Below are 14,811 nucleotides of genomic sequence, written 5' to 3' on the forward strand. Positions count from 1 at the left end.
CAGGCCAGACCGGCGGCAACGCTTGACGAGCAGCGCTTTGCCCCGCTAACACGTGGCGCGCCAAAATCGGCAGCCTTCCGATCGTTTTTCAAGAGGGGACACCCGTGACGCGGCAGAACTACTTCTTTACCTCGGAATCCGTTGCCGAGGGCCATCCCGACAAAGTCTGTGACCGGATCTCCGACGAAATCGTCGATCTGGTCTATCGTGAAGCCAAGAAGACCGGCATGGACCCGTGGAAAGTCCGTGTGGCCTGCGAGACGCTGGCGACCACCAACCGCGTCGTCATCGCCGGCGAGGTGCGCGTCCCCGAGACGCTCTTGAAGAAGGACAAGGCCGGCAACATCCTCAAGGATGCCGCGGGCCACCCGATCGTCAATCCGGCGAAGTTCAAATCCGTCGCCCGCAAGGCGATCCGCGAGATCGGCTACGAGCAGGCCGGCTTCCACTGGAAGACGGCCAAGATCGAGGTCCTGCTGCATGGCCAGTCGCCCGACATCGGCCAGGGCGTGGACAACGCGGCCGACCGTCAGGGCGAGGAAGGTGCCGGCGACCAGGGCATCATGTTCGGCTATGCCTGCCGCGAGACGCCTGACCTGATGCCGGCGCCGATCTACTACAGCCACAAGATCCTCGAACTCCTGGCCGCCGCCCGTCACGAGAACAATGGCGAGGCCGGCAAGCTTGGCCCCGATGCCAAGAGCCAGGTCACCGTTCGCTATGTCGACGGCAAGGCCGCGGAGGCGACGCAGATCGTGCTGTCGACCCAGCATCTCGATTCGAGCTGGGATTCCAAGAAGGTCCGCAAGGTCGTGGAACCCTATATCCGCGAGGCATTGGGCGACCTCAAGATCGCTGACGACTGCATGTGGTACATCAACCCGACCGGCAAGTTCGTCATCGGCGGTCCGGACGGCGATGCCGGCCTGACGGGCCGCAAGATCATCGTCGACACCTATGGCGGCGCGGCCCCGCATGGCGGCGGCGCCTTCTCCGGCAAGGACACCACCAAGGTCGACCGGTCGGCCGCCTATGCGGCGCGCTACCTGGCCAAGAACGTCGTGGCGGCGAAGCTTGCCGACCGCTGCACCATCCAGCTGTCCTACGCCATCGGCGTCGCGCAGCCGCTGTCGGTCTATGTCGACCTGCACGGCACCGGCAAGGTCGACGAGGCCAAACTCGAGGATGCCCTGCGCACCGTGATGGACCTGTCGCCTTCCGGCATTCGCCGTCATCTCGATCTCAACAAGCCGATCTACGCCAAGACGTCGTCTTACGGCCATTTTGGCCGCAAGGCTGGCCGTGACGGGTCTTTCTCCTGGGAAAAGACCGATCTGGCCAAGGCGCTCAAGGATGCTGTCGCGGCCTGAGGGCGGCGGCAGGACTTGCGCCAATCGATGCGTGACGGGGACAGGCCAAGCCGCACGACCGAAGCCTTCTTCGGCCGTCGGCGCGGCAAACCCGTTCGCCCGCAGCAAGCGGCCGCGCTGGAAAGCGGGCTTGGCGCCTATCGGCTCGATCTGACGGCTGAAGCCCCGTCGGATCCGCGGACCCTGTTCAAAACCGAGGTTTCGGCGGTTCGGCTCGAGATCGGCTTTGGCGGCGGTGAACATCTTCTGCATCGCGCGACCGAGGCGCCGACGATCGGCTTCATCGGCGTGGAGCCCTTCGTCAACGGCATGGCCAAGATGATGATGGCGGTGCGGGCAGCGCCGCTGGCCAATCTCAGGGTCTACGACGACGACGCCACCCAGTTGCTTGACTGGCTGCCGCCGTCCTCGCTCGACGGTATCGACCTTCTCTATCCCGACCCCTGGCCTAAGAAGAAGCACTGGAAGCGGCGTTTCGTCAGCCCGGTCAATCTCGACCGTTTCGCGCGCGTCCTGAAGCCGGGCTCAAAATTCCGCTTCGCGTCCGACATCGACACTTATGTGAACTGGACCTTGCTGCATTGCCGGGCGCATGGCGCTTTTGCGTGGCAGGCGGATGAGGCAGCCGACTGGCATCGTCCCTATGAGGGTTGGCCGGGTACACGCTATGAGGCCAAGGCCACTCGCGAGGGGCGCCGGCCGGCCTATCTTACCTTCATCAGGACGTAGGCGCTCCCGACCGTCGACGGCTCCGGCAACTTACCGGGAGCCGAATCGAATGCTCATCGCAGTCAGAAACGGCCGATCCTGTTGAATATGGCCGGGTCCATGCCGAGATTGCGCAGGTCGTCGGCTCGTGGCTTACGCCCGGCTTCCACGGCGCGCGATGCGGCAACGGCGCTGCCGAATGTGGTGAAGAGATCGCCCAAGGCGGAGAATATCCTGCGGTTGCTCATGATCTTGTCCTTCCGCGCGCCAGCGCGCGCCAATTCAATTCATTTGATGGCTAACAAATAAGAGCGCGACGCGGGCTCTCACAGGGGGATTGCCGCATGGCGGCCATGCGCCTGGAACAACCCTGAACCCACAGGCTTTTGTCCGGCCGGGACTGCGGACTTGAAACACCAGCCCGGATCGTTTATATCAGCCTCAAATTCTTGGTCGGTATGACGAAGAGTGGGTCCACCCGGTCCCGCTCTTTTTTATTACCTGCCGATAGGTTCGAAACGAACGACAGGCAATTGATGACTGCAACGGCAAGCGAAGGTGACGACCGCATCATCCGCGAAAGCGGCATCGATGCGCGCATTGCGCTGATCGTCCAGCCGGTGCTGCGCGGCATCGGCTTTCGCCTCGTGCGCGTGCATCTGTCCGGCCAGAACGGACTGACGCTGCAGATCATGGCCGAGCGTGAGGACGGCACCATGACCGTCGAGGATTGCGAAGAGGTCAGCCGCGCGGTGTCGCCGGCGCTCGACGTCGATGATCCGATCGAAAAGGCCTATCATCTCGAAGTTTCTTCGCCCGGAATCGATCGGCCCTTGGTGCGCAAATCGGATTTCGTGACCTGGACCGGTCATCTGGTGAAGATGGAGACTTCGGTCGTCGTCGCCGATCGCAAGCGTTTCAAGGGCAAGATCGCCGAGGCCGGTGAGAACGATGTGCTGATCGAGCGCGACAAGGCGGCCTATGGTGAGGAGCCGACGGTGCGCGTGCCCTACGATGCCATTGCCGATGTCCGGCTGATCCTGACCGACGACCTCATTCGCGAAGCGTTGTCGAAGGACAACAGGGCGCGCAAGGAAGCCAAGAGACGCCGCGGTGAACCGGACGACGATGTGTCCGAGGGTGCGGAACCGGACGCCACGGAAGAACACGAACAGGAAATTTGATTGAGCTGCCGGGCGCAAAGGTCCGGCGAACAGGCTCGGGAGAAAGAACATGGTTGTAAGCGCCAACAGACTTGAACTGCTGCAGATTGCCGATGCGGTCGCGCGTGAAAAGTCGATCGACAAGTCGATCGTCATCGCCGCCATGGCCGATGCGATCCAGAAGGCGGCGCGTTCGCGTTATGGTCAGGAGACCAACATCCGCGCCGACATCAACCCGAACACCGGCGAGATGAAGCTGCAGCGGCTGATGGAAGTGGTCGAGAAGGTCGACGATTACGCCACCCAGATCGCCATTTCCTCCGCCCGCGAGCGCAATCCCGACGCCCAGCTCGGCGATTTCATCGCCGAACAGCTGCCGCCGATGGATTTCGGCCGCATCGCCGCCCAGTCCGCCAAGCAGGTTATCGTGCAGAAGGTGCGCGAGGCCGAGCGTGACCGCCAGTACGACGAGTACAAGGACCGTATCGGCGAGATCGTCAACGGCACCGTCAAGCGCGTCGAATATGGCAACGTCATCGTTGATCTCGGCCGTGGCGAAGCGATCATTCGTCGCGACGAGCTGATTCCGCGTGAAAACTACAAATATGGCGATCGCGTCCGCGCCTATGTCTACGACGTGCGCCGCGAGCAGCGTGGCCCGCAGATCTTCCTGTCGCGCACCCATCCGCAGTTCATGGCCAAGCTCTTCACCATGGAAGTGCCTGAGATCTATGACGGCATCATCGAGATCAAGTCGGTCGCCCGCGACCCGGGCTCGCGCGCCAAGATCGCCGTCATCTCGCGTGATAGCTCGATCGATCCGGTCGGCGCCTGCGTTGGTATGCGCGGCAGCCGCGTCCAGGCCGTCGTCGGCGAATTGCAGGGCGAGAAGATCGACATCATTCCGTGGTCGCCTTCGGCCGCCTCCTTCATCGTCAATGCGCTGCAGCCGGCGGAAGTCGCCAAGGTCGTGCTCGACGAGGATGCGGAGCGCATCGAAGTGGTGGTTCCCGACGATCAGCTGTCGCTGGCCATCGGCCGCCGCGGCCAGAACGTGCGCCTTGCCTCGCAGCTCACTGGCTGGGATATCGACATCCTGACCGAGGCCGAGGAATCCGAGCGCCGTCAGAAGGAATTCGTCGAGCGCTCGGCGCTGTTCATGGAAGCGCTCGATGTCGACGAGATGGTCGGTCAGGTGCTGGCCTCCGAAGGTTTCACCAGCGTCGAGGAAGTCGCCTATGTCGATGCCGGCGAAATCGCCTCCATCGACGGCTTCGATGAGGATACCGCCTCTGAAATCCAGACCCGCGCCCGCGAATATCTGGAGAAGATCGAAGCCGAGCACGACGAGAAGCGCAAGGCGCTGGGCGTTTCGGATGATCTGCGCGAAATTCCAGGCGTCACCACCGCCATGATGGTGACGCTCGGCGAGGACGGCGTGAAGACGATCGAGGATTTCGCCGGCTATGCCGCCGACGACCTCACGGGCTGGAAGGAACGCAAGGACGGCGAGACCAAGGTCTATCCCGGCGTGCTGGCCAACCACGGCGTTTCGCGCGCCGATGCCGAGCAGATGGTTCTGGCCGCTCGCCTCAAGGCCGGCTGGATCACCGAGGACGAGCTTGCGGCCGAAGAAGAAACGGCTGACGAAGCCGTTGGTGCGTGAGGTGAAACCGCATCGCACACAACCCGCCCTTGGACGAGATGAACGATCGCACCTGCATCGTCACCCGAAAACAGGCCGAACCGGATGAACTGATCCGGTTCGTCGTCGGTCCGGATTCGGCCGTCGTTCCCGATCTCAAGCGAAATCTGCCCGGCCGTGGTTGCTGGGTGAGTGCCGACCGCCTACATATCGAGAAGGCGGCGGCCAAGAACCTTTTTGCCCGCGCCTTCAAGGCACAGGTGGTCGTACCGCCCGATCTCGGCGGCATGGTCGACGGGTTGCTCTCCAGATCCGCTCTAGGCATGCTGGGCCTTGCCCGCAAGGCAGGCGCGATTTCGCTGGGTGCCACCAAGGTGGAGAGCGCGGTGCGCGGCGGGCTGGCGCTTTTCGTGCTCCACGCGACCGAGGCATCCGACGACGGCGTACGCAAGATCAGCCAGGCGCGGCGGGCGACCGTCCATATTGGCGGCCCTTCCATCCTTGCCTACAAACTTTTCTCCGAGGCCGAGTTGAGCTTGGCATTGGGGGGTACAAATGTGATACATGCTGCCGTCCTCGCGGGAGACGCGGGTAAGGCGGTCCAGAAGCGCATGGTTGCGCTCGACCGATATCGGGGCGGAACCCCGGACGATCTTGCAATGCTTGCGGCCGTTGCTGACGAAGATGATGCTGCAGAGGATATGGAATGAACGATACGAAATCGGGCGACGACAAGACGTTGAGTGTTACACCGAAGAAGACCTTGACGCTGAAGCGCCCCGGCATGGAACAAGGCACTGTGCGCCAGAACTTCTCGCACGGCCGTACCAAGTCGGTCGTGGTCGAGACCAAGAAGCGCAAGTTCTCGCTGCCCGGCGATAAGCCGGAGCCGGTTGCCGCTCCGGCTGCGCCCGTCTTCACGCCGAAGCCGGCGGTCGTGGCGGCACCTGTCGTGCAGGAAGCGCCCAAGGCGCCGCCCCCGCCGCGGCCTCCGGTCGAGCGCAGCGGCATGGTGCTGAACGAATTGTCGCGCAGCGAAATGGACGCGCGCCGCAGGGCGCTCGAGGGCTCGAAGGTCCGCGAGGTCGAAGACCGTCAGCGCGCGGCCGAAGAGGCCAAGCGCCGCGCCGAGGACGAAGAGCGCCGCAAGCGCGAACGCGAGGACTCCGCGCGCCGCCAGGCCGAGGAAGAGGCACGGCTGCAGACCGAGGCCGAATCGCGCCGTCGCGCCGAGGAAGAGGCTCGCCGCCGCGCACCGCAAGCCGCTGAGTTGGCGACCGCCGACGAGGAGGAAGAGGTCAAGCCGAAGCGGGCGATCGCTGGTGCGCCGGTGCGCCGCCTGGTCACGCCCGAAGTGGCGCGCCCGGCCAAGCCGACCAAGAGCGAGGAAGACCGCCGCCGTGGCAAGCTGACACTGAATTCCGCGTTGTCCGACGAGGATGCGCGGGCCCGTTCGCTGTCGTCGATGCGTCGCCGCCAGGAAAAATTCAAGCGCGCGATGCACAATGAGCCGCGCGAAAAGGTCATGCGCGAAGTGATCCTGCCCGAGACCATCACCATCCAGGAACTGGCGCAGCGCATGTCCGAGCGTGCTGTCGACCTGGTCAAGTACTTCATGAAGCAGGGCCAGATCCTGAAGCCGGGCGACGTCATCGACGCCGACACGGCCGAGCTGGTGGCCACCGAATTCGGCCACACGGTTCGCCGCGTCGCCGAGTCCGACATCGAGGAAGGCCTGTTCAACATCGCCGACCGCCCGGAAGACCTCGTGTCGCGTCCGCCGGTCGTCACCATCATGGGCCACGTCGACCACGGCAAGACGTCGCTGCTCGATGCCATCCGCAACGCCAATGTCGTTTCCGGCGAGGCCGGCGGCATCACCCAGCATATCGGCGCCTATCAGGTCGAGAAGAACGGTCAGAAGATCACCTTCATCGACACGCCCGGCCACGCCGCCTTCACGGCCATGCGCGCCCGTGGCGCCCAGGCGACCGACATCGCCATCCTGGTGGTTGCGGCCGACGACAGCGTCATGCCGCAGACGATCGAATCGATCAGCCATGCCAAGGCGGCCGGCGTTCCGATCATCGTGGCGATCAACAAGATCGACAAGCATGACGCCGATCCGCAGAAAGTGCGCTCGGAACTCTTGCGCCACGAGGTCTTCGTCGAATCGATGGGCGGTGAGGTGCTGGACGTCGAAGTGTCGGCGACCAAGGGCACCAATCTCGACAAGTTGCTCGAAGCGATCCTGCTGCAGGCCGAAATCCTCGACCTCAAGGCCAACCCCGACCGCACCGCCGAAGGCGTCGTCATCGAGGCGCAGCTCGACAAGGGCCGTGGTCCCGTCGCCACCGTGCTGGTGCAGACCGGCACGTTGATGCCGGGCGACATCCTCGTCGCCGGCAACGAATGGGGCCGTGTGCGCGCGCTCGTCAACGATCGCGGCGAGCAGATCAAGGAAGCGCCGCCGGCGATGCCGGTCGAGGTGCTCGGCCTTCAGGGAACCCCGCAGGCCGGCGACCGCTTCGCGGTGGTCAACAACGAGGCCCGCGCCCGCGAGATCACCGAATATCGCCAGCGTCTGGCACGCGAGAAGGCGGTGGCCAGGCATGCCGGCCAGCGTGGCTCGCTCGAACAGATGATGTCGCAGTTGCAGACGAGCGGGCTGAAGGAATTCCCGCTGGTGATCAAGGGCGACGTGCAGGGTTCGATCGAAGCGATCAATGCTGCCCTGGACAAGCTCGGCACCGACGAAGTGCGTGCGCGCATCGTTCATTCCGGCGCCGGCGCCATCACCGAAAGCGACGTCTCGCTGGCGGAAACGTCCGGCGCGGCGATCATCGGCTTCAACGTGCGCGCCAATGTGCAGGCGCGTGCCGCGGCCGCGGCCGCGGGCATCGAGATCCGCTACTACTCGATCATCTACAACCTGGTGGATGATGTGAAGGCGGCTCTGTCAGGCCTGCTGTCGCCGGAGCGTCGCGAGACCTTCATCGGCAATGCCGAGATCCTCGAGATCTTCGACATCACCAAGGTCGGCAAGATCGCCGGCTGCCGTGTCACCGAGGGCAAGGTCGAGCGTGGCGCGGGCGTGCGCCTGATCCGCGACAACGTGGTCATCCACGAAGGCACGCTGAAGACCCTGAAGCGCTTCAAGGACGAGGTTTCGGAAGTCCCGGGCGGCCAGGAATGCGGCATGGCCTTCCAGAACTACGAAGACATGCGGGTCGGCGACATCATCGAGTGCTTCCGCGTCGAGATGGTGACCCGCACACTCTGAGTTCGAGTGGCTTGTCGATATTGGGCGGTGGTCGAAAGACCGCCGCCTCAGTGCTATTGAGAATGACCGTTTGAGACATGCGGCACGGTCCTATCCCGCGCCTCACGCTTTCAGGATTGAGAAAAATGCCCCGTTCCACAACATCAAGCCCATCCCAGCGCATGCTGCGCGTCGGCGAGCAGGTGCGCCATGCACTCTCCGAAACCTTGCAGCGCGGCGAAATCATCGACCCGTTGATTGAAAATTCGGTCGTTTCGGTCTCGGAAGTGCGCATGTCGCCCGATCTCAAGATCGCCACCGCCTTTGTTTCTCCGCTCGGCGCCAAGGATGCCAACGCGGTGATCGAGGCGCTGAACAAGCATGCCAAGTTCGTGCGTGGCCGCGTCTCCGGCGCGCTCAGGCAGATGAAATACATGCCGGAATTCCGCTTCCGGCTCGATACCTCCTTCGACAATTTCGCCAGGATCAACGACCTGCTGAAATCGCCCGAAGTGGCGCGCGATCTGGATACCGACGACAACAAGGAAGAAGAATGATGGCGCGTCGCGGCAAGAAGAAGGGCCGGCCGGTCTCCGGTTGGGTGGTGCTGGACAAGCCGGTCGGCATGGGCTCGACCGAAGCCGTCTCCAAGATCAAATGGCTGTTCCAGGCCGAAAAGGCCGGCCATGCCGGCACGCTAGACCCTCTTGCCTCCGGCATGCTGCCGATCGCGCTCGGCGAAGCCACCAAGACCGTGCCCTACGTGCAGGACGGCGCCAAGACCTACCGCTTCACCGTTGCCTGGGGCGATGAGCGCTCCACCGACGATCTTGAAGGGCCGGTGACGAAGAGCTCCGACCTGCGTCCGGCGGAAGCCGAGGTGCGGGCGCTGCTGCCGAAATACACCGGCGTCATCATGCAGACGCCGCCGCAGTTTTCGGCGATCAAGATTGCGGGCGAGCGCGCCTACGACCTCGCCCGCGAAGGCGAGATGGTCGACATACCGCCCCGTGAGATCGAGATCGGCCGGCTCGATATTGTCGAGCACAAGCCGGACCAGACGATTTTCGAAGTCGCATGCGGTAAGGGCACCTATGTGCGTTCGCTGGCCCGCGACATGGGCCGCGACCTCGGCTGCTTCGGCCATATCAGCGAGCTGCGCCGGGTCGAGGTCGAGCCGTTCACGCCAGAGGACTTCGTCACCATTGCCGAACTCGAGGCCGCCCGCTTCGGCGCCAAGGGCGATGAGAATTCGGAAGCGGCCGACGACGCCGAACCGGCAGACGCAGTGGCCAAGCCGGTCGACTTCGGCGCCATCGACACGCTTCTGGTCGACACCTCGGCTGCTCTCGACTGCCTGCCGCAGATCGCCATCAGCGATGACGCGGCGACAAAGATCCGCCTCGGCAATCCTGTCATCATTCGTGGCCGTGACGCACCGGTGGAGGCCGAAGAGGCCTGCGCGACGTCACGCGGCAAGCTGGTCGCCATCGGCGCGATCGAGCAAGGCATGTTCAAGCCCAAGCGGGTCTTTGCCGGGTGATGCCACTCATCTAATGTCGGTGCGACATCGCGGCAGAGGGGCTCCATGGCAAAGGCTGACACGGTCAAGAAGCGCGCGCCGGTGAAGACGAGGCGGCCGCCTGTCGGCGCCTCGCCCGGTACGCTGATCGCCGATCCGGCGGCGCGGCGCTCCGAATTGCGGCTGACCTTGATCTCGCCGCAGAAATTCAAGACCATCGAGAATGCCAGCATCGACGATGTCAAGGCCAATTGCCGGAAATGGCCCGTCATCTGGCTCGACTGCACCGGCCTCGCCAACATCCAATTGATCGAGGAGATCGGCCGCATCTTCAGCCTGCATCCGCTGGCGCTGGAGGATGTTGTCAACACCGGCCAGCGGCCGAAAGTCGACTTCTTCGAGGATCACGCCTTCGTCGTCGTGCGCATGATCGACGATGTCACGTCGCATCGTTACGAGCAGATCGCTCTCTTCCTCGGCGAGAACTTCGTCGTCACCTTCCAGGAGCGCGAGGGCGATCCCTTCGATCCCGTGCGCAAGCGTATCGAGAGTTCGGCGCCCAACCGCTTGCGCACTCGCGGCGCCGATTATCTCGCCTATGCGCTGATCGACGCCATCGTCGACAGCTATTTCCCGCCGATCGAGGCTGCCGGCGACCTGGTCGACAGCATCGAGGACCAGATGCTGCATTCGACGCACAAGCACCAGATGCGGCAGCTGCACGAATTGCGGCGCGATGCCAATGTCCTGAAAGGCGTGCTGTGGCCGATGCGCGATGCGCTGGCGACGCTGATCCGCAACGACGTGTCCTATGTCAGGGCTGAAACCAAGGTCTTCCTCAACGACACGCTCGACCATTCGCTCAGGCTGATCGAGCTGGTCGAGACCCAGCGCGACATGCTGACCGGGCTGATCGAGATGCACCTGTCGCTGAGCCAGGCGCGCACCAACGACGTCATCTCTTACCTCACCATCGTCTCGGTCATCTTCATGCCGCTCACCTTCCTCGTCGGCGTCTGGGGCATGAACTTCAGTCCCGACGCCTCGCCATGGAACATGCCGGAGCTGCGATCCTACTATGGTTATCCGGCGGCACTCGTCTTCATGCTGCTCGTCGCGGTCGGGCTGATCGCCTTCTTCAGATGGAAGAAGTGGCTTTAGCCACGGCGAAAGGCTTCTTTCATGCCGCAAAAGCCGCGACAAAGCCGGCTTGTGAATTGGGCTGGTGTTTTTCGGGGAATTGCACTATATGCGCCGCAGCATAGCGCCTTGACGCTTTGCATGCACGGCCCCTGCTGGACGACATCCCGGCTGTGGGCGACCCGTTTCCTCAAACAGATAAGGAAAAACACGATGTCGATTACTGCCGAGCGCAAACAGGAATTGATGGGTGAATTCGCAACCGCCAAGGGCGATACCGGGTCTCCGGAAGTCCAGGTGGCCATCCTTTCCGAGCGCATCAAGAACCTGACCGACCATTTCAAGGACCACAAGAAGGATAACCATTCCCGCCGTGGTCTGCTCGCTCTCGTGTCCCAGCGCCGCAGCCTGCTTGATTATCTCAAGCGCAAGGATGACACGCGCTATCAGACACTGATCGAGAAGCTCGGTCTGCGCCGTTGACGAATTGACCGGCGGACTTTCTTCGGAAAGTCCGCCGGTCACGCATTCTGCCAGCCGTATCGGCTGGCCAGACCCGGTTTCGAGCATGCAGAGGGCCACTCGAAACCGCCCATGGACGGTCATGGGGCAGGATTGCAGGACGCTCGTGCGCGCTCGTCGCGCCTAAATCATCCGAGCTTCCCGTTGTCTTGCCCGTGGCTGCCCGAGAAAGGAAGCCAGGGAAAGGGCATCCGCGCACCGTGAAACGGCGCGCCCCTTTCCGCTTATTAAGGACAAGACATGTTCAATCACCACAAAGTGGAAATCGAATGGGGCGGCCGTCCGCTCATCCTGGAAACCGGCAAGATCGCGCGCCAGGCCGATGGCGCTGTGCTCGCCACTTATGGCGAGACCAAGGTGCTGGCCACCGTCGTTTCGATGAAGGAGCCGAAGCCCGGCCTCGATTTCTTTCCGCTGACCGTCAACTACCAGGAAAAGACCTATGCCGCCGGCAAGATCCCGGGCGGCTATTTCAAGCGTGAAGGCCGTCCGAGCGAAAAGGAAACGCTGGTTTCCCGCCTCATCGACCGCCCGATCCGCCCGCTCTTCGCCGACGGCTACAAGAACGACACGCAGATCGTCGTCACCGTCGTGCAGCACGATCTCGAAAATGATCCGGACATCCTGTCGATCGTCGCCACCTCGGCGGCCCTGACGCTCTCCGGCGTTCCGTTCATGGGCCCGGTCGGCGGCGCCCGCGTCGGTTACATCAACGGCGAATATGTGCTGAACCCGCATGTCGATGAGATGCAGGAATCCAAGCTCGACCTCGTTGTCGCCGGCACCGCCGACGCCGTGCTGATGGTCGAGTCGGAAGCCAAGGAACTTGGCGAAGAGCTGATGCTCGGCGCCGTCATGTTTGGCCACAAGGGTTTCCAGCCGGTCATCGACGCCATCATCAAGCTGGCCGAAGTTGCAGCCAAGGAACCGCGCGACTTCACCGCGCCGGATTATTCCGCGCTTGAGGCCGAGATGCTGAAGATCGTCGGCGACGAGCTCAGCAATGCCTACAAGAACGTCGACAAGCAGAAGCGTTACGCCGCGGTCGACGCCGTCAAGGCGAAGGTCAAGGCCGCGTTTGCCCCCGCTGAAGGCGAGGACGCAAAGTACACCTCCGAACAGATCGGCTCGGTGTTCAAGGAGCTCCAGGCCAAGGTCGTGCGCTGGAACATTCTCGACACCGGCTCGCGCATCGATGGCCGCGACCTCAAGACGGTTCGCAAGATCGTTTCCGAAGTCGGCGTCCTGCCGCGCACCCATGGTTCGGCGCTGTTCACCCGCGGCGAGACCCAGGCGCTGGTCGTCGCCACGCTCGGCACCGGCGAGGACGAGCAGTATGTCGATTCCCTGACCGGCATGTACAAGGAGAAGTTCCTCCTTCACTACAACTTCCCTCCCTATTCCGTCGGTGAGACCGGCCGCATGGGTTCGCCGGGCCGCCGCGAAATCGGCCACGGCAAGCTCGCCTGGCGCGCCATCCGTCCGATGCTGCCCTCCGCTGACCAGTTCCCCTACACGCTGCGCGTCGTCTCGGAGATCACCGAGTCCAACGGTTCGTCGTCGATGGCCACCGTCTGCGGTACCTCGCTGGCGCTGATGGATGCCGGCGTGCCGCTGGCCAAGCCGGTTGCCGGCATCGCCATGGGCCTGATCAAGGAAGGCGAGCGCTTCGCCGTGCTCTCCGATATCCTTGGCGACGAAGATCATCTCGGCGACATGGACTTCAAGGTCGCCGGCACCGAAGGCGGCATCACCTCGCTGCAGATGGACATCAAGATCGATGGCATCACCGAGGAGATCATGAAGATCGCCCTTGGCCAGGCCAAGGACGGCCGCCTGCACATCCTCGGCGAAATGGCCCATGCCCTGACCGGCGCCCGTCCCGAACTCGGCGAGTTCGCGCCGCGCATCGAGGTCATGCACATCCCGACCGACAAGATCCGCGACGTCATCGGTTCGGGCGGCAAGGTCATCCGCGAGATCGTCGAGAAGACCGGCGCCAAGATCAACATCGAGGACGACGGCACGGTCAAGATCGCTTCCTCGAACGCCAAGGAGATCGAGGCGGCCAAGAAGTGGATCCACACCATCGTCGCCGAGCCGGAAGTCGGCGAAATCTACGAAGGCACGGTCGTCAAGACCGCCGACTTCGGCGCCTTCGTCAACTTCTTCGGTCCGCGTGACGGCCTCGTCCACATCTCGCAGCTCGCCAACGACCGGGTCGCCAAGACCTCGGACGTCGTCAAGGAAGGCGACAAGGTCTGGGTCAAGCTGATGGGCTTCGACGAGCGCGGCAAGGTTCGCCTGTCGATGAAGGTCGTCGACCAGGCCACCGGCAAGGAAATCGCCCGCGACAAGAAGACCGAAGGCGAAGAAAACGCCGCCTGATCGGTCCGACGGAAAAACGAGGCGGGCGCGGCTTAGGTCGCGCCCGTTTTTGTTTATGGAGCACGGCTATGTCCGCTGAAGCGCTGAAGACGCTTTTTCACCCGTTCGAGGCCGAGGCTCTTTCCTTGCCGCGGCAGGGCCAGCGCGTTCTCTTCCTTGGCGCCGAACCCGGCCTGCGCCTGCCGCCGGCTTTCGAGGCTACGCTCAATCTCGTACAGGGCTTCCGGCCGTATTTCCGTGCGTTGCAGGCGGCCGGCTTCACGGTCACGCCGCAATCGGCCGGTGACGGTTTTGATGCCGCGTTGGTGCTCGCCGGCCGCCATCGCGGCCAGAACGAATTGCGCATCGCCGAGGCTATGGAGCGCGTGGCAGAGGGCGGATTGATCGTCATTGCCGGTGGCAAGGAGGATGGCATTGCCAGCCTGCGCAAGCGTGTTGGCGATCTTGCGCCGCTCGATGGCCACATGCCGAAATATCACGGCATTGCCTTCTGGCTGCGCCGCCCGGCTGACATGCAGGCCGCCGCCGTACTTCGCACCGCCAATCCCGCATTGCTGGTTGCGGACCGGTTCCACACCGAGCCCGGCATGTTCTCCTTCGATCGCGTCGATGCCGGTTCGAAACTGCTGGTCGACAACCTGCCAGGCGATCTGCGTGGCAGCGCGGCCGATTTCTGCTCCGGCTGGGGCTATGTGGCGGCGGAGATGGCCGCCCGCTCGCCGGGCTTGTCGCTCGATCTGTACGAGGCCGATTTCGACGCGCTGGAGGCGGCCAGGGGCAATCTCGGCAACATCTTGGCACAGGGCTTCTTCTGGACGGACCTGCTCGCCGAGCCTGTCGAGCGCCGCTACGACGTCATCGCCATGAACCCGCCCTTCCATCGCAGCCGTGCGGCGGAGCCTGAGATTGGTGCCGGCATGATCCGCGCGGCAGCCAAGGCCCTGAAGCCCGGCGGGCGCCTGTTCATGGTCGCCAACCGCCAGCTTCCTTACGAAGCCGTCCTGTCAGCGGCCTTCGCCAGCCACGCCGAGCTTGCCCGTGACGGCATGTTCAAGGTGTTTTCGGCGCGCCGGTAATGCAGCGGGCGGGTC

General features: G+C 63.5%; 13 protein-coding genes. 12 read left to right on the forward strand and 1 reads right to left on the reverse strand.

Annotated elements, in window-relative coordinates:
• The first annotated feature begins 104 nt into the window (after nt 1-104).
• Together metK and EN851_RS26430 are read left to right on the forward strand one after the other, a co-directional pair.
• Nucleotides 105-1,370 carry a methionine adenosyltransferase gene (gene metK / locus EN851_RS26425; protein ID WP_127279030.1) on the forward strand — a complete coding sequence of 422 codons (1,266 nt, stop codon included), beginning with the start codon at nt 105-107 and terminating at the stop codon, nt 1,368-1,370.
• A gap of 27 nt (nt 1,371-1,397) precedes the next feature.
• On the forward strand, nt 1,398-2,099 hold the full coding sequence (locus tag EN851_RS26430) for a tRNA (guanosine(46)-N(7))-methyltransferase TrmB (protein WP_135930314.1): 702 nt from the start codon (nt 1,398-1,400) through the stop codon (nt 2,097-2,099).
• A 62-nt stretch (nt 2,100-2,161) separates the two neighbouring features.
• Here the strand turns inward: EN851_RS26430 and EN851_RS26435 are convergent, their stop codons facing one another.
• The gene (locus tag EN851_RS26435; protein ID WP_127279034.1) at nt 2,162-2,326 is read right to left on the reverse strand and encodes a hypothetical protein; all 165 of its coding nucleotides are present in this window, start codon (nt 2,324-2,326) and stop codon (nt 2,162-2,164) included.
• Between the two features lie 288 nt (nt 2,327-2,614).
• On the opposite strand from EN851_RS26435, the gene rimP reads away from it, so the two are divergent.
• The 10 genes from rimP to EN851_RS26485 all read left to right on the forward strand — a co-directional run bounded on the left by rimP (nt 2,615) and on the right by EN851_RS26485 (nt 14,796).
• Nucleotides 2,615-3,262: a ribosome maturation factor RimP gene (gene rimP / locus EN851_RS26440; protein ID WP_135921055.1), complete on the forward strand. Its 648-nt coding sequence runs from the start codon at nt 2,615-2,617 to the stop codon at nt 3,260-3,262.
• Nucleotides 3,263-3,311: 49 nt separating this feature from the next.
• A complete protein-coding gene (gene nusA / locus EN851_RS26445; protein WP_027142036.1) occupies nt 3,312-4,907 on the forward strand; it encodes a transcription termination factor NusA in 1,596 nt (531 codons plus the stop codon).
• A 38-nt stretch (nt 4,908-4,945) separates the two neighbouring features.
• Nucleotides 4,946-5,596 (forward strand): RNA-binding protein, encoded by a 651-nt coding sequence (locus tag EN851_RS26450; protein WP_013891268.1) that lies wholly within the window; start codon nt 4,946-4,948, stop codon nt 5,594-5,596.
• Entirely contained in the window at nt 5,593-8,169 is a 2,577-nt protein-coding gene (infB, locus tag EN851_RS26455; protein ID WP_127279032.1) for a translation initiation factor IF-2, read from the forward strand. The genes EN851_RS26450 and infB overlap by 4 nt, the downstream gene beginning before the upstream one ends.
• Nucleotides 8,170-8,294: 125 nt before the next feature.
• Nucleotides 8,295-8,705: a 30S ribosome-binding factor RbfA gene (gene rbfA, locus EN851_RS26460; RefSeq protein ID WP_127870742.1), complete on the forward strand. Its 411-nt coding sequence runs from the start codon at nt 8,295-8,297 to the stop codon at nt 8,703-8,705.
• Nucleotides 8,705-9,691, forward strand: a complete 987-nt coding sequence (gene truB, locus EN851_RS26465; protein WP_135921193.1) for a tRNA pseudouridine(55) synthase TruB — start codon at nt 8,705-8,707, stop codon at nt 9,689-9,691. The genes rbfA and truB overlap by 1 nt, the downstream gene beginning before the upstream one ends.
• Nucleotides 9,692-9,736: 45 nt before the next feature.
• Complete coding sequence (gene corA, locus EN851_RS26470) at nt 9,737-10,831, forward strand: magnesium/cobalt transporter CorA (protein ID WP_135862091.1); 1,095 nt, start codon at nt 9,737-9,739, stop codon at nt 10,829-10,831.
• A 120-nt stretch (nt 10,832-10,951) separates the two neighbouring features.
• Nucleotides 10,952-11,293, forward strand: a complete 342-nt coding sequence (gene rpsO / locus EN851_RS26475) for a 30S ribosomal protein S15 (RefSeq protein ID WP_280940095.1) — start codon at nt 10,952-10,954, stop codon at nt 11,291-11,293.
• 279 nt (nt 11,294-11,572) lie between these two features.
• Entirely contained in the window at nt 11,573-13,720 is a 2,148-nt protein-coding gene (gene pnp, locus EN851_RS26480; protein ID WP_127276880.1) for a polyribonucleotide nucleotidyltransferase, read from the forward strand.
• 68 nt (nt 13,721-13,788) lie between these two features.
• On the forward strand, nt 13,789-14,796 hold the full coding sequence (locus EN851_RS26485) for a class I SAM-dependent methyltransferase (protein ID WP_135930315.1): 1,008 nt from the start codon (nt 13,789-13,791) through the stop codon (nt 14,794-14,796).
• Nucleotides 14,797-14,811: the final 15 nt, after the last annotated feature.

Origin of the sequence: Mesorhizobium sp. M8A.F.Ca.ET.208.01.1.1 (assembly GCF_004791315.1) — a bacterium.
GTDB lineage: Bacteria > Pseudomonadota > Alphaproteobacteria > Rhizobiales > Rhizobiaceae > Mesorhizobium.